Below are 23,633 nucleotides of genomic sequence, written 5' to 3' on the forward strand. Positions count from 1 at the left end.
AGCGGTCCTTGCAGCATTAACAGGCCAGATTCATGCACGATAAAATCCAGCAACTCTCTCCCCGCCTCGCCAACCAGATTGCAGCTGGTGAGGTAGTTGAGCGCCCAGCATCAGTAATCAAGGAGTTGCTGGAAAACAGCCTGGATGCGGGCGCTACACGGCTAGAGGTCGATGTGGACGGCGGTGGTAGCAAGCGCATGAAAGTGCGCGATAACGGCAAGGGCATAGAGCGGGAAGACCTGCCAATGGCCCTGGCCCGCCACGCGACTTCCAAGATTCATGCATTGGAAGATCTGGAGGCGGTGGCCACCCTGGGCTTTCGCGGTGAGGCCCTCGCCAGTATTTCCTCGGTGGCGCGCCTGGCATTGACCAGCAGCCGCGATGAAAGTGGCAAGGGTTGGCAGGTAAGTGCGGAGGGCCGCGACATGCAGGCGCAGCTCGCGCCCTCGGCTCACCCCCGTGGCACCACTGTGGATGTGCGCGATCTGTTCTTCAATACGCCCGCTCGGCGGAAATTCCTGCGCACAGAAAAAACAGAATTCAATCGCATTGACGAGACGATTAAGCGCTTGGCGCTGTCCCGATTTGATGTCTCTATCAGCCTGCGCCACAACGGCAAGGGTGTGCATAATCTGCGTGCGGGCACCGGGCGGGTGGAAATGGAGCGCCGTGTCGCCCAGGTGTGTGGGCCGGCGTTTATGCAGAATGCGCTGCATATCGACGTGGAGCGCAGCGGCCTGCGCCTGTGGGGGTGGGTTGCGGAACCCGCATTCTCGCGCTCCCAGGCCGACTTACAATTCTTTTATGTCAATGGCCGGGCTATTCGCGACAAGGTGGTCAGCCACGCGGTGCGCCGGGCGTTCGCCGATGTTTTGTACCATGGTCGCCATCCGGCATTTGTACTTTATCTGGAGCTGGACCCGGCTTCCGTCGATGTGAATGTGCACCCGACCAAACACGAAGTGCGTTTTCGCGATAGTCGCCTGGTGCATGACTTCCTGTTTGGCAGTTTGCACCGGGCCCTGGCGGATGTGCGTCCGGGGCAGAAAGAGGAAACAGAAAGCGAGCCAGAGCAGGAGCGCCAGGAACAGGTCACGGGTTTGCAGGCCGGTGAATTTGCCGGGCAGCATAAAATGCCACTCAGCAATCGTCCCTCGCCCTCAAATTTGCGCGAGCAGATGAATGCTTACGGCGCTCTGCACCAACCGTATCAGGACTCATCCCCGGCGACACAACAGCCGCAGGATGCTCCTACCAGCCGGCCAGTGCCCGTGCCCCAAGCATCTTCCGGGACGACCATAGGGGCCGGTGCGGGCATTGAAAGCGAATCCGAAGTGCCGCCGCTGGGCTTTGCTCTGGCGCAGTTGCATGGAATCTATATTCTCGCGCAAAACGAGCATGGGATGGTTGTTGTCGATATGCACGCTGCCCATGAGCGCATTGTCTATGAGCAGATGAAAGTGGCTTATGCGGCCGGTGGAATTCAGGCTCAGCCCCTCCTGGTTCCAGTGAGTCTGGCTGTCAGCCAGCGGGAAGCGGACTGCTTCGAGGAGCGCAGCGAGGTGTTTACCGCGCTTGGTTTCGTATTGCAGCGGGCCGGTCCGGAGACCTTACTGGTGCGCCAGGTACCCACAATGCTGCACGGCGCGGAAGTGGAACAGCTTGTGCGCGATGTACTCTCGGACCTGCTCGGCGAAGGCGACAGCGCCCGTATTGGTGAGCGCATCAACGAAGTGCTGGGGACAATGGCTTGTCACGGTTCTGTTCGCGCAAACCGACGTCTGACAATCCCGGAAATGAATGCTCTGCTGCGGGACATGGAACGCACGGAGCGCAGTGGCCAGTGCAACCACGGTCGCCCGACCTGGACCCAGGTTAAACTGGCAGATATGGATAAGTGGTTTATGCGCGGCCAATAGGTACGCGGCAGAAGTGGGTGGTAGTTTGAATAACAGCTTGCCGGGTGATAAGCCCCGTGTAATTTTCTTGATGGGTCCAACGGCCTCCGGCAAAACGGATCTGGCCATGGCGCTCGCCGATCGTTTGCCCGTGGAATTAATTAGTGTTGATTCTGCTCTCGTATATCGAGGCCTTGATATCGGTTCGGCCAAGCCCTCAGTAGAAGAGCTAGCTGCATACCCTCACCGTTTGATCGATGTCTGTGACCCGTCTGAGTCTTATTCGGCAGGTCGTTTCCGTAAAGATGCTCTGGAAGCTATGGCAGAAATTACCGCTGCTGGTAAAGTGCCATTACTGGTTGGCGGAACTATGTTGTATTTCCGTGCTCTGTTGGAAGGCATGGCAAAATTGCCTGAAGCGGACGCAGCGGTGAGAACAGAAATTGAAGCTCGCGCAGAGCGTGAAGGGTGGCCTGCATTGCATGCGGAGCTGGCCCAGGTGGACCCGCAGTTGGCGGCAGAGCTACATCCCAACCATTCGGTGCGTATCGAAAGGGGGCTGGAAGTTTACCGCCTCACCGGTGTTCCGCTTTCGCAGTTGCGTCGCGAGCAGGAAGCTGGGGGAATACAGGAGCAGTACCAGGTGTGCCAGATGGCCATTATGCCCCGCGATCGCTCCCTGCTTCACCAGCGAATTGAACTGCGTTTTCGCAAGATGCTCACAGCGGGCTTTATTGATGAAGTCCAGGGTCTGCTGGACCGAGGAGACCTGCACGAGGACTTACCGGCAATTCGCGCGGTGGGATATCGACAAGTTTGGCAACACTTGCAAGGCCAAACCGATTACGATGATATGGTGGCCGCTGGAATTGCGGCGACGAGGCAGCTTGCCAAGCGCCAGTTAACCTGGCTGCGGCGCTGGCCAGACCTGCTAACTTTGTACACTCAGGATGAGCAAGGTGGGGTGCGTGAGAATGACGAAATATTGGCTGAAGCCTTGAAATTTCTCGCTTAAGCATCCATAACGTGGTTGGGCTATTAAACGACAAGCCCGTTCAGTCAGTTTTCACAGAGTCCGGCCTTTTCCGGCTCGCTACTACACTACTTATACGCGTATTCAACCTCAGTCGTTTTTTGATCCGCGCTCTTCGCGGGTGCGATTGCGGCCTGCATACCGCATTCAGCTTTTTGACAAGGAGAAAAAAGATGTCAAAAGGGCACAGCTTACAAGACCCTTACCTCAACGTATTGCGCAAAGAGCGTATTCCGGTTTCTATCTATCTGGTAAACGGCATCAAGCTCCAAGGGCAAATTGAATCCTTCGACCAGTTCGTGGTGTTACTCAAAAATACTGTGAGCCAAATGGTGTATAAGCACGCCATTTCTACGGTTGTTCCGTCGCGTGCAGTGCGCGTACCGCTATTGAATCCCGCAGCCCAGCACGGCGGCGAGGGTAATGGTGAAGGCGGTGAGCGCGAATCCTTTAGCTAAAAGATCCGTATCAATTTCACCTGCACCCCGTTTTGCCGGGGCGCCAGCAGCTCGGTGAGCCCCTTGCAGGGCTTGCCGGTTGTCACCTCAGTCAGGGCTTATCGCGCCCTTTTCGCAATAGAGAATTCCCATTGTTTTTCGATCGACCGGAATCCGGTGAGCTCGCAGTACTGGTACACCTAGAACTCTCCGCCATCGACAGTCCCGACGACCCTCGTGAATTTGAGGAGTTGGCCCTATCTGCCGGAGCAGATCCTGTCAGTTTTATTTTCGGCCAGCGCGCCACTCCAGACCCGAAGACCTTTGTTGGCCGAGGTAAATTGGAGGAGATTCGCCAGGTGGTGAAAGATCAGGAAGCCGCCCTGGTTATCTTTGATCACATCCTGTCTCCGAGTCAGGAGCGCAATATTGAGCGCGAATTAAAGTGCCGGGTGCTGGATCGCACAGGGCTTATTCTGGATATTTTTGCCCAGCGTGCGCGAACTCACGAGGGTAAGCTTCAGGTGGAATTGGCCCAGCTACGCCATATGGCAACGCGGCTGGTGCGAGGCTGGACCCATCTGGAGAGGCAAAAGGGTGGTATCGGCCTACGTGGGCCCGGTGAAACCCAGTTGGAGACAGACCGGCGACTGCTGCGCGCGCGCATAGACTCCATCGAGAAGCGGCTGGAAAAGGTACGCCGCCAGCGGGAGCAGGGGCGCCGCGCGCGCTCCCGGGCAGAAATGGCCACAGTATCTCTGGTTGGCTACACCAACGCGGGCAAGTCGACCCTGTTTAATCGCCTGACCGATGCAGATGTCTATGTCAGGGACCAATTGTTTGCCACCCTCGACCCGACCATGCGCAGGGTTGAATTACCCAATGTTGGCGCCATGGTATTGGCTGATACGGTGGGATTTGTCTCTCACTTGCCGCATAAACTGGTAGAGGCATTCCGGGCAACCCTGGAAGAGGCCGCCAGTGCGACGTTGCTTCTACATGTGGTGGACGCTGCGGCAGATGACCGATTACACCTGATGGAAGAGGTGCAAACGGTTCTGGAGGAAATTGATGCTTCGGAACTGCCGCAACTGGTGGTTTATAACAAAATTGATCTGCTGGCAGATTTTGAACCGCGTATAGACCGGGATGATCAGGGTGTACCCCGGGCAGTTTGGCTCTCTGCGGTAACAGGTGTGGGTTGTGAACTTTTGATTGAGGCTATTGCCGAGCGCCTGGGCGAGCAAATGGTGCGCGGGCAACTGGTAGTGAAGCCTCATCAGTCCAGGCTGCGAGCGCAGCTATTTGAAATTAATGCGGTGCAGTCGGAAGTCTACCGCGACAATGGTGACTGCGAATTGCAAATATTATTGCCGCGTAGTGATTTCCAGCGTCTGCTGGCGCCACATATTGCTGGCAATGACGCGCCGGAATGGGTTTTGGAAGAACCCATTGCCGAGTAGTTGTCGTATAAACATTGATTTTAAAATTCAGGTCATATTGCGACCTTTAGTCGAATTTGTTCGGGGTTGGTCTCCGCAGACTGCCCACTTGCCTCAGGCTAGGGCCTGTCGGCAATATTTTGTCGGCAATGGATGCTAGAATCCGCCGAAGTAAAAGATTAAGTGATCATAGTTGGAGTAAGTTAAATGGCCTGGAATGAGCCGGGTGGTAACAATAAAGACCCCTGGGGTGGTGGCGGTAACCGCAATAACGGAGGCCCGCCCGATCTCGATGAACTACTGCGAAAAATTCAGCAGAAACTAGGTGGCCTGTTTGGTGGTGGTGGCAGCGGCAGCCCAAGTGGCGACTCTGTCAAATTTCCCTGGGTACTGGTTATTGGTCTCGCCGTATTGATTTATGGCGGCCTGGGGATTTACCAGGTCAACGCCAACGAACAGGCGGTTGTTTTGCGCCTGGGCAAATACCACTCCACGGAATCTGCCGGCCTGCACTGGAATCCGCCGCTTATCGATAACGTCACCAAGGTCAATATGACTGAGGTGCGTACCGAGCGCACTACCGGTCAGATGCTGACTGAGGACGCCAATATCGTAGAAGTGGTACTCACTGTGCAGTGGCAGGTTGGGGATGCTGAGTCTTTTGTGCTGCGTGTTCGCGATCCGGTGAAGAGCTTGCAGGAAGCCACCGACAGCGCCCTTCGTCACGTGGTGGGCTCTCTCACTTTAAACGGTGTGATTTCCCAGAACCGGACCCAAGTATCTGCCGATACGCAGGAACGATTACAAGAATACCTGGACCTGTACCAGACCGGTATACGCATTGATGTGGTTAACCTCACTGATGCTAAGGCACCGCGCGAAGTGCAGGATGCGTTTGACGATGTGACCAAAGCCCGTGAGGACGAGGTGCGTCTGCAAAATGAAGCTCAGGCTGATGCTAACCAGATAATCCCGGTTGCCCGTGGTCAGGCTCAGCGCATTATTGAAGAGGCCGAGGCATACAAAGCCCGCGTCATCGAGAGTGCCCGAGGTGAAGCTGTGCGCTTTGAGAAACTGCTGGCTGAATATGAGCGTGCCCCGGAAGTTACCCGCGAGCGTCTCTACCTGGATGCGGTACAGGATGTGATGGCCAACACCTCCAAGGTGATGGTGGATGTCGAGGGTGGCAATAACATGATGTACCTGCCGCTAGATAAGTTGGCGCAAGGCGGCGCTGGAGCAGCGCGAGCAGCCCAAAGCCAGGACACCTCGCCTGTAATGATTGAGGAAGTCTATCAGCGTGTTATTGAGCGCCTTCGTCGGGATGACGCCAGCACCCGTCGCAGTCAGACTATTCGCTAGGAGGGGATGATATGAATAACAAAACACTGGGTATCATTGTTGTCATCCTGGTTGGAGTATTGGTACTTTCTTCCAGCGCCTTTGTAGTGAAAGAGACTGAAAAAGCCGTGCTACTGCGTTTTGGTGAGCTGGTGCGCACCTACACAGAGCCGGGTCTCTACTTCAAAATCCCTTTTGCGGAAAGGTTGCGCAAGTTTGATGCGCGTATTCAGACGGTGGATTCCAGTCCCGTTCGTATGCTCAACAGTGAAAACAAATTCATGATGGTTGATTCGTATGCCAAATATCGAATCTCTGATGTGGATAAGTTTTATATCGCCACTCGTGGTGACGATCGCAATGCGGTGCGCCTGCTGTCGGAGCGGATCAATGATCAGCTCCGGAACGAGTTTGGTGTGCGCGATCTGCATGAGGTAGTCAGTGGCGAGCGCGATGAGTTGATGGCGGAGATCACCAAGAACCTGAATAAGGTGGCTCAGGATGACCTGGGAGTGCATGTGATTGATGTGCGCGTCAAGCGGATTGACCTGCCACCGGAAGTCTCCGAGTCTGTGTTCCAGCGTATGCGCGCTGGTCGTGAGCTGGAGGCGCGGGATCATCGCGCCAAGGGTCAGGAGGCCAGTGAGCGTATCAAGGCTAATGCCAATCGCCAAAGAGTGGTGATTGAGTCTGAGGCCTACCGCCAGGCGGAAGAGTTACGCGGTGCGGGTGATGCAGAGGCTGCAGCCATTTACGCTGCCGCCTACAGCAAGAATCCGGAGTTTTACCGCTTTACCCGCAGTCTGCAGGCTTACAAGGAGTCCTTCCGGAGCAAGTCAGATATGCTGCTGGTCGATCCAGATAGCGAATTCTTCCGCTACCTGAAAGACCCGAAAGGAGAGTAGGGCTGAAAATGCTGTGTAGCACTGGGCAACTGGTGCTATAGGCGCCGGGTTAGATTCGATAACCCTACCTTCCTGTTAGCACTTGATGCTAAAATCACGCAAACCGGGCCCAGCCCGGTTTTTTTGTGGGAAGTGCTGCGGCTGGTTTGTGGCAAGCGCTGTGGCACCGCAATTTCTTCGCTGACGAATTCATTTCATCATGACTCAAGCCGATCGCTGGATGTTACCGGATGGCATTGCAGAAATTCTGCCTGCGGATGCCGTGCAATTGGAGACTCTGCGCCGCCAACTACTGGACCTCTACCACTGTTGGGGGTACGAGTTGGTGATACCGCCGATGTTGGAATTCACCGAGTCCCTCCTGATTGGGATGGGCCATGATGTAGATCTGAGCACCTTTAAGGTCACCGACCAGATATCTGGTCGCACTTTGGGTATACGCGCGGATATGACTCCGCAGACTGCCCGGATCGATGCCCACAGCTTTCCCCGCAGAGGCGCTAACCGCCTCTGCTATGCCGGTCAGGTGGTGTACACCAAGCCGCGAACCCCGATGGGTTCGCGAGCGCCGATACAGGTTGGTGCCGAACTGTTTGGTGTGGACAACCTCGGTGCAGACCTCGAGGTGATCTCGCTGATGCTGCAAAGCCTTCAGGTAGCGGGTGTCAGCCAAGTGCACCTGGACCTGGGCCACGTCGCGATTTACCAGAGTCTGGTTGAAGCGGCGGGCCTCAATGACGAGCAGCGCAGCGCCCTGTTGGCAATGTTACAGAGCAAGGCGACTGCTGATCTGTGCGAGTGGGTTGAGGAGAATGTTGGCGACCAGAAGGCTGCCGAGTGGCTGAAGGCGCTCCCGGGGCTGGTTGGGGGACGGGAGTGCCTGGATAAGGCCCGCGAACTCTTTTCTGGAGCCCCGCAAAATTTGCTGGCGGCAGTTTCCGATTTGAGGCAGGTAGCTGAGGCTCTGAATGAGCGCTATCCAGAGGTGACACTGTTCTTCGATTTGAGTGAAGTACGCGGCTACGACTATGAAACAGGTCTGGTATTCGCCGCCTACACACCGGGCCACGGCCAGGCATTGGCCAACGGTGGACGCTACAACGGTATCGGGGCCGTGTTTGGGCGCGATCGCCCAGCAACAGGCTTTAGTAGTGACCTGGTGGCATTGAGTAATCTGGGCAGCGCCGCCGTTGAAGAGGGCGCTGCGATATTGGCACCAGATGTCAGAGGCTCCCAGGGCGCTGAACTGTGGAAGGCGATTCACGAGCTGCGGGCTCAAGGCGAAGTGGTCATCACAGCCCTCGCTGGTGGTGCCGATAGTGAACTGGATTCCCGCTGTGACCGCGAGTTGGTTGCTGAGGGTGATTCGTGGGTAGTAAAACCACGAGACTGATTTTTCGGGCGCAGTGGATGTGCCTATTATCGCGCGGGCCTACCCGCAGACATCCATTTATGTGGGGCCCCGGCTCCCGCAGAGAAAAACCTGAGTTTAGAGATTTATACAGATGGGCAAGAACGTAGTAGTACTGGGTACCCAGTGGGGCGATGAGGGCAAGGGCAAGATTGTCGATTTGCTAACCGAGAAGGTCTCGCTGGTAGTGCGTTTCCAGGGTGGTCACAATGCGGGCCACACCCTGGTTATCGATGGCGAAAAAACTGTACTGCACCTGATTCCCTCCGGTATCCTGCGCCCCAGCGTAACCTGCTTGATCGGCAATGGTGTGGTGCTCTCCCCGGAGGCGCTGCTGAAAGAGATGGCTGAGCTGGAAGAGCGTGAAGTTCCTGTTCGCGAGCGCCTGCGTCTTTCCCCGGCGTGTCCGCTGATCTTGCCAGTACATGTTGCCCTCGATCAGGCCCGTGAAAAAGCACGCGGCGCCAAAGCGATCGGTACTACAGGTCGCGGTATTGGTCCCGCTTACGAAGATAAAGTTGCTCGTCGCGGTCTTCGCCTGGGTGATCTGTGCAACTGGGATAACTTCTGCCACCAGCTGAAAGAGCTGATTGATTACCACAACTTCGCTCTGACCGAATACTACAAAGTTGACCCGGTCAGCTATGAGGACACCGTAGAGCAGGCCAAGATTTGGCGCGAGCAACTGGTGCCGATGATCACCGACGTTGCCGATCACCTGCACAAAGCGCGCGAAAACGGAGAGCATATCCTGTTCGAAGGCGCCCAGGGCTCCCTGCTGGATATTGACCACGGTACCTACCCGTTCGTAACTTCCTCTAATACCACTGCTGGCGGTACCGCTACTGGTTCTGGTTTTGGTCCTCTGTACCTGGATTATGTATTGGGCATTACCAAGGCCTACACCACCCGCGTTGGCGGTGGTCCTTTCCCTACCGAGCTGGACTGCGAAGTTGGTCGTCACCTGGGTGAAAAAGGTCACGAGTTTGGCGCTACCACTGGCCGCCAGCGCCGCACCGGTTGGTTTGACGCTGTTGCTGTGCGCCACGCGATCCGAATCAACAGTATTTCTGGCCTGTGCCTGACCAAGCTGGATGTTCTCGATGGCCTCGAGGAGGTAAAGGTTTGTGTGGGCTACCGCAACAGCGCTGGTGAAGAAGTCCCAGTACCATTTGATGCCGCAGGTTGGGAAGTTGTCGAGCCGGTTTATGAGTCTATGCCCGGTTGGACAGAGAACACTGTCGGTGTGCGTCGTGAAGCGGATTTGCCGGCCAATGCACGCGCCTATATCGCTCGAATCGAAGAGCTGGTGGGCGCTCCGGTAGACATTGTTTCTACAGGCCCAGATCGCAACGAAACTATTGTTCGCGAATCTTCCGCTTTGTGCGAAATGGGTATTCACAACGCTAGCGTTTAAGCCCTGACCGCCCGGTTGTGAATGTGCAGTCTGGTGATGGCCTTGCTATTTTAAGTGAGGCCTCTGATCATTAGACCTGTTCCAAGTTATTGGTCGTGCACTACACGCAGGCTTATGACCTGAATTTAACCGGGCTAATTTATGTCATCTTCCGTTTCCGTTGCCAGTCGTTACAGTTTTGCTGAAGAGATCGCCAACAGTGTGACACATGGTGTTGGAGCGCTTCTGGCGATTGCCGGTCTGGGTGTATTGACCGGATTTGCTGCCCTGCGCGGGGACGCCTGGCATATTGTCAGCTCCAGCGTCTATGCCTCCACCCTGATACTCTGTTTCCTAGCCTCCACGCTGTACCACGCAGTCAGCCATATCGGCGCCAAAGCGATACTGCGGACCCTGGACCACTCGTCAATCTTTCTATTGATTGCTGGAACCTATACTCCCTTCACCCTGGTTACCCTGAGGGGCCCTTGGGGTTGGTGGCTGTTCGGTATTATTTGGGGGCTCGCGCTGATCGGATTGATTATTCAGTTCACCCCGCTGAAGAAGATTCGAGCTCTATCTATCACTCTCAGTGCCTTGATGGGATGGGTCGTGGTGGCTGCTATCAAGCCGCTGTCGGATAGCCTGGAAACTGGCGGTTTGTGGCTGTTAGTTCTCGGTGGCCTCTGCTACACCGGCGGAATCGCTTTTTACCTCTGGCGCAGCCTGCGCTTCCACCATGCAATTTGGCATCTCTTTGTACTGGCGGGCGGTATATTGCACTTCTTTGCGGTGCTGTTTTACGTCATTCCCTAATCTTCCCGTTTTGCGGCAGAGCTCACCCTAAAGGTGAGCAGCACGAACTTCCCTCTCATGTGACTGTCCAGTTTAATAGTAGGTGGGAAGTTCAACGGTTACCGGCCAATCCACCTTTCGGATAAGAGTGGCTCGTTCTACCCTTGAGCGAGCAAAAGTTGTGTCGAAGGTAACTCCATGCCCAAATTGCAATGGTTTCAATATCTGTCTGCCATCCTCGCGATAAGCGCGGTTCTCCTGGTTTCCAGTACCCATGCACAAGAGAAAGCCGATCCGGCCTTCGAACAGTGGGTAAAGGAGTTCCGTAAAACCGCGATCAAGAGTGGAATCTCTGCGGAGGTTTACGACCAAGCCTTTAAAGGAATCACTTCTCCAGACCAATGGGTTCTGGATCGCGCAGCCTATCAGCCCGAATTCAAAGCACCGGTGTGGCAGTACTTTGATAATCGGGTGCAAAAGAGAGCGATCGAACGAGGCAAGCGGGAAAAAGAAAAAATGAAGCCCTGGTTGGACAAGATCCAGAAGCGCTTCGGGGTGGACCCCAATATCCTGCTTGCAATCTGGTCTGTGGAATCTAGTTTTGGCGGCATCCTCGGTAATGACAAGGTAATGCGCAGTGTCATTCGCTCACTGGCAACACTCGCCTACGCGGATCCCCAGCGTAAGAAGTTTGGCCGTCAGCAACTGCTGGCTGCACTAAAAATATTGCAGGCCGGTGATATCGAGGGTGAGCACTTGTTGGGCTCATGGGCAGGGGCTATGGGGCATACCCAATTTATTCCCACTAGCTATCAAGCCTATGCGGTGGATATCGATGGTGATGGTAAACGGGATATCTGGAATTCGATTCCGGATGCGCTCGCCACCGCTGCCAACCTGCTATCCAGTAACGGCTGGCAGCGTGGAAAACCCTGGGGTTATGAGGTCAAGATTCCCGCTCGTAAAATGCCTGCGGGGAAAATGTCGGTAGCCGAATGGGAGAAGCTCGGCGTCACACGAGCCAATGGCGAGCCTTTTCCCAACAAAAAAGCCATTGCCGAATTAAAGTTACCAGACGGCCGCAATGGCCCGGTGTTTTTAGTGTTCAAGAATTTCTTTGTCCTCAAGCGTTACAACAATTCAGATCGCTATGCGATAGCTATTGGCTTGTTGGCAGATCGGATTGGCGGCGGTGCGCCCTTGGTAAATGATTGGAAGCGCCCTTTTACTCCACTGGATAGTGTTCAAGTGGAAGAGTTGCAGAAGTTGCTCAAACAGAAAGGGTTTTACACCGGAGAAATTGATGGCAAGGCAGGTCCGGGTACCCGCAAAGCGGTGAGTGAATTTGAAAAGAGTGCTGGCGTTGAAGTTCAGGGCTACCCGAGCAAGGAAGTCCTGGAGATGTTGAAGAAACAATAGGGAGTCCCTAAAAGTTCTCATCCGGTAGGAGCGTATCCTGAAGTAGCTCCAGGTTCTCGACAACACCCTCGGGTTCACGGAAGTAGGCGATGTGGTACATCGCCTCGCCTTCCTGGACCAGGGGGATATTCTGTCGCCCAATAATGATTCCATCCTCATTGCAGATCAGCTGGTCCAGTTCCTGGCCGTATGGGTCTGCAATTGTCGCCAGCAGGTCGCCCTGGTAGACCTGATCCCCGAGTGCCTTAAGGTGATTGGCGATACCGCTATCCCCCGCGCGAAGCCAACCACTGCGGCGAGCAACAAATGGCTCTATCACATTTGTCTTTCGGGTTTGCGGCAACATCTCCAGGTGCTTCATCACGTTGATCACACCTTTAACACCGGCGCGGATACTGAGTTCATCAAAGCGCAGGGCTTCACCAGCTTCATACAGTAATACTCTCACCCCGAGATCTGCGGCTGCTTGGCGCAGGGACCCGTCGCGAATAGAAGCGTTGATTAGTACGGGAACACCAAAGGCCTTGGCGAGTTTTCGGGTTTGCTCATCGTCCAAGTTAGCGCGAATTTGGGGGAGGTTACTGCGATGTACGGCCCCTGTATGTAAATCGATGCCATAGTCGCATTTGGTGACTATCTCCTTGAGGAAGACGTGAGCCATACGTGCGGCGAGAGACCCCTTTGCTGACCCAGGGAATGAGCGGTTTAGGTCGCGCCTGTCAGGTAGGTAGCGAGTGTGTTGCAGTACCCCGTAAACATTAACCATCGGAACTGCAACCAGGGTCCCGCGTAATGACTTTAGGCGGCCGCTTTGGATAAGCCGGCTTATTACTTCAATACCGTTGAGTTCGTCACCGTGTATGGCGGCACAAACGAACATCTTGGGACCATCTTTTTTACCGCGCTGCACATAAACTGGGATTGCCATTTCTGTGCTTGTGTAAAGCCGCACAACGGGCAGATCGATATGGCAGGACTCGCCCCTGGCGACATGGACCCCACCGATCTCAAAATCCGAGCGCTCTTCCATAACACTCACGGGTAAATAGATATACCCATAGTGTATAGGTAGATAAGAGTTGACCCGGGCAGCAATTGTTGATGCAGCTGCCCGAGTACTTCGCTACAGCTGCCCGATTGATTGGGCAGAAGTCGTCAGGTTATGTGAGCGGTCCCCATTTAGCCAAATGCCGAGGGCTGGGCTCCAGTAGCCGGAGGGGTGGTACCACAGCCCGGTCTCTACATCCGCGAGCAAGTTAGTTCCCCGCCAGGCACTCGGCCCTTGATTGTGGGGGTCTTTTCCTTTCTCTCCAGCCTCCCCACCTTGTGACCACTGAGCGGCACCTTGAGTATCAAAAATCGCGAGTGGCTTGCCGTCGGGGTTGGAAAGGTAATGCTCGATATTGTCGGCAGTCCATTGGCAGAGAATGGCATTGGTTTGGGGTTGGTGAATCCAATGGCTTAAACCTCGGGACTTGCCGTCAATATTGTGAATTTCCCCCCAGATACCCAGGCTGCTCCAAATAGTGACAACGCGGCGCTGCCGGGTTGATTTTCGGTGGGTACATGTCTTGCTTAACCGCCGACCGAAAGGGTCGTAGCGGAAATAGGTTTTAAATTCCCCGCACTCCGCGTGGCTCATCAGGCCCCAGCCGTCGTACTGGTATTGATAATCCTTGCGGCCTGGTATGTTGCTTTCACTAATAATATTGCCGCGCTTGTCACTTTCTGTTTGAGGTTGAGTCGGACTTTGCTGTGCCCGCAGCGGGTTGGTCATTTGCAGGGGAGGGGATTTCTCAAAGTGCCAGGAAAGTGCTTGACCGGACTCCATACCTACCAGGCGCCCAAATAAATATTTGTGATTACTGCGAACCTCCCCTTGAACCTGGAGGATATCTTGGCCTTTGGATTCGGTGCGAACAATGGCTTCACCATTGGCATCGATTCCATACAGGGCTCCACAAGGGGCGAATGTATAAGACAAGTCGAGATTGTCGGAGCTGGCACTCTTTAACCAGCCGCGTTTGTCATATTGATACTGAAGACTGAAATCCCGGATATCTGCACTGTCGTGATGCTCTGCGGTTACCCGACCGCGGCTGTCGTATTTAAATCGCACCGAAGAAAGGGCATTGTCTGCCTGTACTAGCCTGTTATGTTGGTCGTAGTGGAACTCACTATTTTGGCCACTGTTATTGCGAATACCGGTTAATACACCGCTGTCGTTATAATTGAAGTACCAGCGAGAGTCATTATCACAATATTCATGCAGGCTGCCGTCTATATTGTAATGCCAACGCCAAGTTCGATCCTGTGGTGCCTCGTGGCTAACTAATTGCCCGAAGCAGTCATATCCCCAAGTGTAGTTTCCTGCGGGACATTCCAGGCAGACTAGCTCACCGATTGGGTTATAGCTGAGGTCCCAATTGTTGCCGTCGGCAAAATTGATATGACAGAGTCTACCGGCGTTATCATGGTCGCAAAGAATACTTTGGCCGCTATCTCCGTGAATAGCGTTGGTAAGGCCTCGTTCGGAATAGTCCAGGCCGTATTGGTGAATGCCTAGGCGAGCTTCTCGCAGTTCACCGGCACTACCATAGCTCCATTCACGCCACAGTTCGCCATTCATTTTCAGCGAAATGACTCGTTGCCAGTGGTCGTATTCCAGGCCTAGGAGCTTTTTATCTCTACATATCGATTGCAGCTGCCCCTGCCCATCCCAGCTGAAGTCTACCTTGCCACCTTCGGGGTCCCGGATCTGTGTGAGCTGACCCCGATCCGTATAGAGAAATTTCCAGACTTGTTTTGCTGGATCAATGATACGTTCTGGGCGGCCTTTTGCATTGAACTGGAATTGCCACAGAGTCTCATCGTTGATAGATGCCGCACGCAGGTAACCTCGGTCATCGTAAAAGTATCGATTACTCACATTGTGAGAAGTGGTGCGAACCAGTCGGCCGAATTCATCGTGTCGAAAGAAAAGTCTACGGCCATCAGCCTTAATCTCTTCGCAGAGGTTGCCGTAGGAGTCATACAGCCAAGTACAGATACGTGATTCTTGCTGTTCAGAGACTCTCTGACCGAACTTGTTAAAGCGTATATGAATCGGGCCGGATAATTCTGATTCGACTGTGCAGCTATTGTTACTCGCAAGCCAACTTAAGTTAGTGAATAACTCATTTGAATTTAATGAGCAGCATCGATTGTGTTCATCATATATAAATTGATAGCTTCCAGACTCGCTGCTGTGCAGATGAGCCAGTTGAGAATTGTCATATTGATATTTTTCCCTTTTAAGCCCACAGCAGCTTTCGACTAATTGCCCTTCCTTATAGTTGTAAGCGCAGAGGTTATTTTGCCCTTCTACAGCGTGACCGTTCACTAGATTGAAGATATGACCATCTTGGCAGTTAAATTCAATAACCCGGCCCCAAGAGCTGACTATTTTTTTAGGTAAACCTTCTTGATAATCGATAGTTAAGGCGTTTCCAAATTGATCCCTAATTTCTGCAAGTGGTAAAGCGCTGTTCACGCCGTCGGCGCGAAAAATCTTATGATATTGATCGAATGTCGTTAAACGATAACTGTGTAAGCTTTGCCGAAATAACATTAACCGTTCAAAACGATTGTAACAACCATGACCTATAGCGGGTAAATTAAAGGTTACAGATCTGCCCTCGGCAGTGAATAGCTTGACGAAGTGGTCGTGTACAACAAGTTTTTCACTTAAGGAGTGTCGCCAGCCCGCGCCAATGCCAGTGTCCTCGTTGAGGGAAGAGCGGAAATACCTTTTCCATTCAAATGGCAATGGCCCTGGAATAATGACGTCTGTTCGCTCAAAAGCGACTTCCCCTGTATTGCTGACGACGTGTTCAGCGATCTGATGGCTGCGTTCCAGAGCTGGAATTACCTTATTTGCTGGATTGACCCCTGGGAGGTTAGTCAGTTGGGTTGGGCTGCCGTCTACCTCATGCAAGAGGGGAACCATAGGTGCCGAATCGATACTATATCGATTGGCTTCAATGCCTGGCAGCTTTGGCCAAAAATCTTCTCTCCGTAAATTGAGAGAGATGTCTTCTGGTGTTCGCTCAATTTGGGAAAGCCAGCGTATAACTGATGCGGGGTTCTCGTGAGAGAATTTAATTGTTGGGGGGGTAAGCTTATTGAGTAAGTCGGGTATTAGCTGGGTAAGACGTTCCGGTGTCATTTTGTAGTGTCCGATAAATCAAATCAGCGGTGTAACTTTCGGATTGTTACGTCGGGGGAGCTGGGACGTTCGGTAACACTTTGTTCGTGGGGTAGAATTTGACGCAATGATTGTGAAGAATATTCCAATATTCCTGCAGTAATATTGTCGCGCCCTCCTAGGCGATTAGCATCGTCAATAAAACGATATACAGACTCTAATGCCGGACGATGAGTGGCCAGTACGCGCTCTATCGCATGATCATCAAGATATTCAGTGAGCCCGTCGCTACATAACAAAAGGAGTGCGTTTTGCGTGAGTTTCCAGCTATTTATATCCGCCTCTACACAGCTGGAAACCCCCAAGGCACGGGTAATATGGTTGCGAACATTGGACTCTTTGGCTTGCTCGGGGGTTAATTGACCTGAATCAATCATCTCCTGTACAACGCTGTGATCTCGTGTAAGGCGCTGCAATCCATAATTGTTCCACAGGTATGCGCGAGAATCGCCAATATGTGCAACGATTAAAAAGTCGCGCCACATGACCGCGGCAACCAAAGTTGTTCCCATATTGGAAAACTGGGGGTTCAGGTTTTTGGTGTTGATTAGAGCTGTATTTGCGCTGTTGACTGCGTCGATAAGGGTGGCGCGCAATATAAGCTGTTGCTGTTCAGACGTGCAGGAGAAAAAAGTGTGTTTCAGCAGGTCATCGAGGTGGGCTTGAACCGTCTCAGCTGCAATTTTACTGGCGGTTGCGCCACCGGTGTAACCGCCCATGCCGTCGGCCACCACTATATAGGCAAAAGGCTGTTCCGCAGATGCGTACCAGCGAATACTATCTTCGTTTTCCTCACGAACCTGACCAATGTCAGTACGCCCGTTGACCGCCAGACTAATTTGATCCATGTCTGGTGCAACTCCCCTTTAATAAAAAGCAATACAATGCGGCGCAATATTATTACAACCGATCACCGAAGGTAATGTTAACTTGCTCGCATGCCAAGTTTGAAATACTTTTCACTGATTTGCGATAATAAGAGCTTTACCTCTCTACAGAAAAGGCTTTTAGCCAGCTAAAAAAGGACCCATAGGCAAAATGCCCCGTTTGCCCAGGCTCAATTTGATAAATGTTCCCCAGCATATTGTGCAGGTAGGTCACAATAATCTGCCCTGTTTCTTTGATGAGGAAGATTACCAATATTATTTGATTAGTTTGCGTAACGCGTCAGACCAATATGGCGTTGACGTTCACGCATATGTTTTATTACCCAATATGATTCAGATCATAGCTACGCCCACGATACCGGATGGGATATCATCTATGATGCAATCCCTTGGACGTCGCTATGTTCAATTTGTTAATCACCGTTACAAGCGCTCAGGAACACTATGGCGGGGGCGTTATAAGTCCAGCTTAATTGATTCTGATGCGTACTTACTGACGTGTTACCGGTATGTGGAGTTACGTCCCCTCTATTTGGGGTTAGCTGATTCTCTTGAAGACTATGAATGGTCAAGTTTTAACCATCACACAAACATTAAGAAAGATAATTTGATTAAGGATCACCGTTTGTATCTTTCTTTAGGGAATACCGTGATGGAGAGGGCACAATCTTACAGGAAGTTATTTCAGTATAGCTTTGATCGAAAGTTGCTCGACTATATCGCTGAAACGATTAAGTTAGGCCATGTGCTTGGCGGGGATGCGTTTAAAGAGAAAATTGAGCAGATTGTTAACCAAAGAGTGCGACCGCTTAAGCGTGGTCGCCCTAAAAAAGCAAATAAAGTCGAAAAAGAACCAAAAGAAACTGCCTAGCTAAAACCTAATGTCGGGTTGAGGGCGTTAAAAGGCCATAAGAAGTAGGGTAATTAAGCCCTGTCAGCAGGTGACAAATTGTGAGTAGGCCCAGCATTTCAACGGGATTTCAGATCCTTGGCGATAACAATAAGGAAAAACCAGTTATGGATTTTGGCACTGATAGATTGAAAGTTGCGATCCTGGGTGATTTCAGCGGGAGAGCGAGTCGCCGCCAGTGTGAACCCGAAACGATTTCCAGTCGAAGGGTATACCTGTTGAACCGCGATACCTTTGAGGGCGTTTTTGCTGATCTAGGTGTGAGTTTGCAGTTGCCCGTACTGGATCGCCCTCTGGGATTACCATGCTTTGATGATTTGCACCCAGATTACCTTTATAGCCGTGTGCCACTGTTTAAGAAGTTTATTGAGCTGGAGCGCAGGCTGCTCGATCCGCGTCAGTTCCAGCAGGCTGCTGAGGAAATTCAACAGTGGAAACCAGAGTTAGCCACTCAGCAGGGCTTGGGTCAGCGCGATAGCGAGCAGTCGATATTGGATGAAATCCTGGCTGCCGGTCGAGAGCGTAATGCAAAGGAAGGCCAAAATACTTTCCAGGTTGACCAGCTAATCAAAGATATTGTCGCTCCTTACGTGCAGAAAAGTGAGGACCCTCGCCAGGGTGAATATCTAAATGCCCTGGCTGAAGCTACGTCTGATGCGATGCGTAAACTGATGCATCATAGTGATTTTCGTCAGTTAGAGGCTAGTTGGCTGAGTCTGCAACTTTTGTTGAGACGTGTCGAAGAGCACGGGAACCTGGATTTTTACTTAATAGACGTTAGTAAAGAAGAGCTTCTAGCTGATTTTGCGGAAGCCGAAAGCGACTTGGAAAAGTCGCAGACATTTAAGTTACTGGTTGAGCGTGAAACAGCTTCTGGGAATATGCCCTATAACCTAGTCATAGGGGATTACTTTGTTACTGATGAGGAGCGAGACCTTCACCTGCTGATAGATTTATCCACGATTGCAGAAGCTGCGGGAAGCGCACTTTTATTGGGTGGGGATCCAAAATTAGCAGGTTGTCCAAACTTGTCAGGTTCAGTAGATCCTGATGATTGGTACTATCCGTTGAGCGATCAGTTTGCGGAAAGTTGGCAGGCGGTCCGTGAATACTCTGCTAGTGAGCATGTTGCATTGGCAGCTCCCAGATTTATGCTCAGACTCCCCTTTGGGAAAAATACCTCTACAACAGAGCATTTCAATTTTGAAGAATTAACCCCAGAGCAGGGTCATGAATATTATCTTTGGGGTAATAGTGTTTATTTATTGGGTTTAGCTGTTTGCCAAGGTTTTTCTCAAACTGGAAAATTACAGCCGCCTTCGTCTGCAAGCTATGAAGACCTACCCCTTCATTTACGCAAGTTACCCAATGGCGAATTATTGACGCCCTGTGCAGAAGCGCTCCTGACAGATAGGGCAGCTGAAAAATTTATGCAGGCTGGCATTAGCACTATGCGTTCGGTGCAAGGGCGGGATCAAGTCATTCTTCCGAGCTTTAGTTCTCTGAGTGGCGGTACACTCAAAGGCCCTTGGGTGTAAGTGTAGGGGTTGGATCTTTACAGGAATATGCAGGCAAAAATCTACCTGAAGACTATGAATAAACCACTATTGTGAGTCAGGAATAAATGGATCTAATTCTATCAGTATTGGCCGACCCTTCTGGCGCCAATATGCTTAAACATACAAAACTGTTCACGAAAGCTGGTGGCAGTTTGGGTCGCTCTGCCGATAATTATTGGGTTTTACCCGATCCAGATCGAGTGGTTTCCTCAAAACACGCACAGATTTCCTTTACCGATAATCAGTTTTTTCTGGTAGATACTAGTACTAATGGAACCTATTACAATGATTCAGAAAATCCGTTAGGAAAGGGAAATCAAGTCCCATTAAAAGAGGGCGACATGATCGTTCTCGGGGAATATAAATTGAAAGTTTCACTGCGACAGCCTAAGGAAGAGGGAGATCTTCCCAAAGGTCTGGGAAGTGCAGATTTTCTCGATACCTCGGATCGAACAACATTCAGCGCGGATGCCATGGCAAAAATGCAAAGCCAGGCAGAAGCGAAAGAATTGGATAGTTGGCTTGAGCCGGGTTCCAGCCCGCAGTCAGATGTGGCTCAAACTGGGGAGTGGGGCTCGATTGGGCTGGGTAATCAGGCTAATACCCCAACTAGCGATAGTCTTCTCACCTCGGAATCGGGCCCTCTGGACCCACTTGCTGCCTTTGGCCAATCTGACCCGTCTGGTCTTGTTGGTGGTGCTCCTGAGATGTCACCCGTCGGTGGCTTAGTGGGTTCTACGGGTCAGCAGCAATCCAGTAATCAATGGTCTGATGATGAGTGGTGGAAAGATGGTAGTGACGATGATCATGTGCCAGCTGACCAGCACTCAATGCAAATAAATCCCCAGCCGGTACCGGAACCTGTCGTTGAGACGGTTGCGGTGCCTGAATCTCAAGTGGTATCTCCGCAGCCGCAAGTTCCTATGGGTGGTTTCCAGGGGATTTCACAGCAACCTGTCGCAACTCCGATACCACAACCTCAGGCTATGCAGCCACAGCCACAGCCACAGCCACAGCCACAGCCACAGCCACAGCTACAGCCACAGCTACAGCCACAGGCAATGCAATCTCAGCCGTTAGGGCAGCCCCAAGGGTTTAATCAGCAACCAATTTCTCCGCCTGCTCAAGATAACCCCTTTGCAGACTCTTTCGCTGCTATGCAGGGGCAACAAGTTGATGGCGCTCCAGGGTTTGGTTCCGGGCAATCGTCCTCGCAACCGCAACCGCAACCGCAACTACAGCCAAAACCAAATCCACAACTGGATTTGGCTGCCCAAGCTCAGCAGTTTTCGCATTTACAGCAATCCCCAGTAACTCAGCCCACAGGTTCTTCAGGGGGGAGCGTTTTTGCATCTACTCTCGGCCTGAATATGAACACGGTCCAGTTGCAACAGGCGGACCAGCAAGCAGCTGAAATTGTCCGGGAAACAGTAGCTCGTCTTATTGACCTTTTGCGCGCAAGAAACAGCATAAAGAATGAGCTGCGTGTGCAGCGAACCATGATTCAAACGGAAGCTAATAATCCGCTGAAATTTAGTGCTACGGAACGGGATGCATTGGAAGCCATGTTTGCGGGTACCGGTGCTTTTATGAATCCCGCTGAGGCAGTGAAGGATAGTTTTGATGATTTGTCGGATCATCAAGTTGCGGTTTTGGCTGGAATGAGAGCAGGTTACAACGCCATGCTCAAATTCTTTAGCCCGGAGAATATTGAGCGCAGACTGGGGAATACTTCCGGCGTTTTTGGAAACAAAAATGCAAAAAAATGGGAAGGATTTACTGCAATTTACAGGGAGCTAGTTGGTGATCCGGATAATTGCTATCGCAAGTTGTTTGGTGATGAATTTGCAGTTACTTATGAAAATCAATTATCAGAGTTAAAAAATGCGCGAAGCATTAAAAATTAATAAGTTGACGGAAAAGAGGGAATTGCTTGTGTCGATAAAAAAATTATTTCAGGTCAGTTTAATCGCTGTTTTGGCAGTTGCAGTTGTTGGTTGCCAAACAACGAGGCGGACTCTAAATCTGGATACCAGTCTCGAGTTGGTTGTAGAGACACAGAATGACGTAAACCCAGATGATGATGGCCGAGCTTCTCCCGTTGTTATACGAGTGTTTATGCTCGCGGATGAGCGCCAGTTTGCCCGTGAAGATTTTCTTAACCTTTACGAGAATGCTCAATCCCGCCTCGGCAAGGATTTGATTGATACTGTAATCCTTAAAGAGTTTGCTCCAGGGGAACAGCGTATAGAAGAACTGGCTTTAACGCCGGACGTAAAATATATCGGGCTTCTAGCTGAGTTTGTACAGTATCAGGATGCAGAGGCACTAATGGTGCTGCCAATTACAGACCACAAAAAAAATGAATATGAAGTATCGCTGGCCGATGTACGAATTGGTTCGCCAGATGATATTGCCAAGCGTCGACGAGCAAAATTGACTACTCGTGGCAGTGAAGATGATAGTGGGGAAACAGTAACAATCTCCAAAGAAGATTATGAAAGAATGAAAAAAACGCTCCCTGATATGCAGCGGTCTCAATAGGGCAGAAATTATTGCCCGGGCAATAAAAATTGCTGCCCTGGAAATATTACGAGAGCTTTTTAAGGAACATTTATGTCGGCAAACAATAAAGTGATCTGGAGCGAGGGCATGTTTTTACGCCCTCAGCATTTTCAACAGCAGGATCGCTATCTCGAACAGCTTGTCGAAGCGCGCACAGCTCCGCTCGGGCCTTATACCTGGGGGATTGTAGAGCTGGCGATCGATAGTGAGCCGTTATCGATGGGAAAAATTTCTCTATCGAGAGTGAAAGCTGTTTTTCCCGATGGTACCCCGATACTTGCCCCTGAAAATGAGCATTTGCCGGATGTTCTGGATGTTCCGGTTAATACTCGTGATGAAATAGTCTACTTATGTGTGCCGATGAAGCGCCCAGGTAGTCAGGAGTCGATTCGAGATCAAGAGGATTTCCCACAGGCACGTTATCAGGCTTCGAACTTTGATGCCCGTAATAGTGCGGCGTCTTCTGGTGAGTCCGCGCGTATCCAAGTCGGAAAGTTAAGAGCTTGTCTCAAATTAGGTAGTGATGATCTGAGTGGCTATGCTGCGGTTGGGGTTGCCCGAATTAAAGAGCGCCAACCGGAAAAGCCGGTAGAGCTTGATTCTGACTATATCCCACCGCTGTTAAATGCGGAGACTTCTGCAGTTATCAATGCATATATTGAAGAAGTAAAAGGATTGCTCGACCATCGAGGCTCGGCTTTGGGGCATCGTTTGAGCGACAGCGGAAGAAGCGGATCTGCAGAAATTGCTGATTATTTGTTACTGCAGGTTATTAACCGCTTTGAACCCTTATTAAAGCAGATCACGGCTCAGCCCCGATTACATCCGCACAATTTATTTCTTGAATTATTGCAGTTGGCAGGCGAACTTTCGACGTTTACTGCTCAATCTAAGCGCCCTCCAGAAATTCCAGTGTATGCACATGAAGACCTGCAAGTTAGCTTTGCTGGGCTGTTTTCAGCGCTTAGACAGTCGCTCTCCACAGTGCTGGAGCAAACAGCGATTGCAATGGAATTGGTGCAGCGCAAATTTGGGATATATGTTGCGCCGGTTACTGATCCTTCATTATTAAAATCAGCCAGTTTTATTATGGCCGCAAAAGCGGATATGCCTGGCGATCTATTGCGCAGCCGCTTCCCCACGCAGGCAAAAGTTGCCCCTGTCGAGGCGATTAGAGAACTTATCTCAGCGCAGTTACCCGGCTTGACTCTGCGCCCTCTTCCCGTGGCTCCTCGACAAATCCCCTATCACGCAGGGTTCACTTACTTTGAGGTGGAGCGCAGTGGAGAGTTATGGCAGGCCATGACTCGCTCGGGTGGTTTTGCAGTGCATCTGGGCGCAGAGTTCCCTGGATTAACTATGGAACTCTGGGCCATAAGGAATAATTAA

The 23,633-nt window shown here is 51.7% G+C and carries 18 protein-coding genes; 15 read left to right on the top strand and 3 right to left on the bottom strand.

All coding sequences use genetic code 11. The features are described from left to right. Positions 1 to 32: 32 nt before the first annotated feature. The 10 genes from mutL to ACJJI4_RS22020 all read left to right on the top strand — a co-directional run bounded on the left by mutL (position 33) and on the right by ACJJI4_RS22020 (position 12,077). Positions 33 to 1,919 (top strand): DNA mismatch repair endonuclease MutL, encoded by a 1,887-nt coding sequence (mutL, locus tag ACJJI4_RS21975; protein WP_413664096.1) that lies wholly within the window; start codon positions 33 to 35, stop codon positions 1,917 to 1,919. A gap of 70 nt (positions 1,920 to 1,989) precedes the next feature. After that, complete coding sequence (gene miaA, locus ACJJI4_RS21980) at positions 1,990 to 2,913, top strand: tRNA (adenosine(37)-N6)-dimethylallyltransferase MiaA (protein ID WP_444928260.1); 924 nt, start codon at positions 1,990 to 1,992, stop codon at positions 2,911 to 2,913. Positions 2,914 to 3,104: 191 nt separating this feature from the next. After that, positions 3,105 to 3,389 carry an RNA chaperone Hfq gene (gene hfq / locus ACJJI4_RS21985; protein ID WP_020413623.1) on the top strand — a complete coding sequence of 95 codons (285 nt, stop codon included), beginning with the start codon at positions 3,105 to 3,107 and terminating at the stop codon, positions 3,387 to 3,389. 131 nt (positions 3,390 to 3,520) lie between these two features. Then, complete coding sequence (gene hflX / locus ACJJI4_RS21990) at positions 3,521 to 4,831, top strand: ribosome rescue GTPase HflX (protein ID WP_444928261.1); 1,311 nt, start codon at positions 3,521 to 3,523, stop codon at positions 4,829 to 4,831. A 186-nt stretch (positions 4,832 to 5,017) separates the two neighbouring features. Continuing rightward, a complete protein-coding gene (hflK, locus tag ACJJI4_RS21995; protein ID WP_282930282.1) occupies positions 5,018 to 6,172 on the top strand; it encodes an FtsH protease activity modulator HflK in 1,155 nt (384 codons plus the stop codon). 11 nt (positions 6,173 to 6,183) lie between these two features. Next, positions 6,184 to 7,056, top strand: coding sequence for a protease modulator HflC (gene hflC, locus ACJJI4_RS22000; protein WP_282930281.1), 873 nt, complete (start codon positions 6,184 to 6,186; stop codon positions 7,054 to 7,056). A gap of 199 nt (positions 7,057 to 7,255) precedes the next feature. After that, positions 7,256 to 8,449, top strand: a complete 1,194-nt coding sequence (locus ACJJI4_RS22005) for an ATP phosphoribosyltransferase regulatory subunit (RefSeq protein ID WP_413664099.1) — start codon at positions 7,256 to 7,258, stop codon at positions 8,447 to 8,449. Between the two features lie 112 nt (positions 8,450 to 8,561). Then, on the top strand, positions 8,562 to 9,884 hold the full coding sequence (locus ACJJI4_RS22010; RefSeq protein WP_444926473.1) for an adenylosuccinate synthase: 1,323 nt from the start codon (positions 8,562 to 8,564) through the stop codon (positions 9,882 to 9,884). Between the two features lie 141 nt (positions 9,885 to 10,025). Continuing rightward, the gene (gene trhA / locus ACJJI4_RS22015; protein ID WP_282930278.1) at positions 10,026 to 10,679 is read left to right on the top strand and encodes a PAQR family membrane homeostasis protein TrhA; all 654 of its coding nucleotides are present in this window, start codon (positions 10,026 to 10,028) and stop codon (positions 10,677 to 10,679) included. A gap of 177 nt (positions 10,680 to 10,856) precedes the next feature. Then, the gene (locus ACJJI4_RS22020; protein WP_444926474.1) at positions 10,857 to 12,077 is read left to right on the top strand and encodes a lytic murein transglycosylase; all 1,221 of its coding nucleotides are present in this window, start codon (positions 10,857 to 10,859) and stop codon (positions 12,075 to 12,077) included. 7 nt (positions 12,078 to 12,084) lie between these two features. Here the strand turns inward: ACJJI4_RS22020 and ACJJI4_RS22025 are convergent, their stop codons facing one another. The 3 genes from ACJJI4_RS22025 to ACJJI4_RS22035 all read right to left on the bottom strand — a co-directional run bounded on the left by ACJJI4_RS22025 (position 12,085) and on the right by ACJJI4_RS22035 (position 17,171). After that, positions 12,085 to 13,107: a succinylglutamate desuccinylase/aspartoacylase family protein gene (locus tag ACJJI4_RS22025; protein WP_444926475.1), complete on the bottom strand. Its 1,023-nt coding sequence runs from the start codon at positions 13,105 to 13,107 to the stop codon at positions 12,085 to 12,087. 93 nt (positions 13,108 to 13,200) lie between these two features. Next, positions 13,201 to 16,284, bottom strand: a complete 3,084-nt coding sequence (locus ACJJI4_RS22030) for a DUF6531 domain-containing protein (RefSeq protein ID WP_444926476.1) — start codon at positions 16,282 to 16,284, stop codon at positions 13,201 to 13,203. A 23-nt stretch (positions 16,285 to 16,307) separates the two neighbouring features. Beyond that, entirely contained in the window at positions 16,308 to 17,171 is an 864-nt protein-coding gene (locus ACJJI4_RS22035; RefSeq protein WP_444926477.1) for a Stp1/IreP family PP2C-type Ser/Thr phosphatase, read from the bottom strand. A 190-nt stretch (positions 17,172 to 17,361) separates the two neighbouring features. On the opposite strand from ACJJI4_RS22035, the gene ACJJI4_RS22040 reads away from it, so the two are divergent. From ACJJI4_RS22040 to tssK, 5 genes are all read left to right on the top strand, one after another. After that, positions 17,362 to 18,081 carry a transposase gene (locus tag ACJJI4_RS22040; protein WP_444895432.1) on the top strand — a complete coding sequence of 240 codons (720 nt, stop codon included), beginning with the start codon at positions 17,362 to 17,364 and terminating at the stop codon, positions 18,079 to 18,081. Between the two features lie 80 nt (positions 18,082 to 18,161). After that, positions 18,162 to 19,658 carry a type VI secretion system contractile sheath domain-containing protein gene (locus tag ACJJI4_RS22045; protein WP_444926478.1) on the top strand — a complete coding sequence of 499 codons (1,497 nt, stop codon included), beginning with the start codon at positions 18,162 to 18,164 and terminating at the stop codon, positions 19,656 to 19,658. Positions 19,659 to 19,744: 86 nt separating this feature from the next. Beyond that, the gene (gene tagH, locus ACJJI4_RS22050) at positions 19,745 to 21,586 is read left to right on the top strand and encodes a type VI secretion system-associated FHA domain protein TagH (RefSeq protein WP_444926479.1); all 1,842 of its coding nucleotides are present in this window, start codon (positions 19,745 to 19,747) and stop codon (positions 21,584 to 21,586) included. Then, the gene (tssJ, locus tag ACJJI4_RS22055; RefSeq protein ID WP_413664107.1) at positions 21,564 to 22,223 is read left to right on the top strand and encodes a type VI secretion system lipoprotein TssJ; all 660 of its coding nucleotides are present in this window, start codon (positions 21,564 to 21,566) and stop codon (positions 22,221 to 22,223) included. Before tagH ends, tssJ begins: the two co-directional genes overlap by 23 nt. Positions 22,224 to 22,295: 72 nt before the next feature. Continuing rightward, complete coding sequence (gene tssK, locus ACJJI4_RS22060; protein ID WP_413664108.1) at positions 22,296 to 23,633, top strand: type VI secretion system baseplate subunit TssK; 1,338 nt, start codon at positions 22,296 to 22,298, stop codon at positions 23,631 to 23,633.

The sequence above is a fragment of the Microbulbifer maximicatervae (SeqCode) genome (assembly GCF_052467305.1).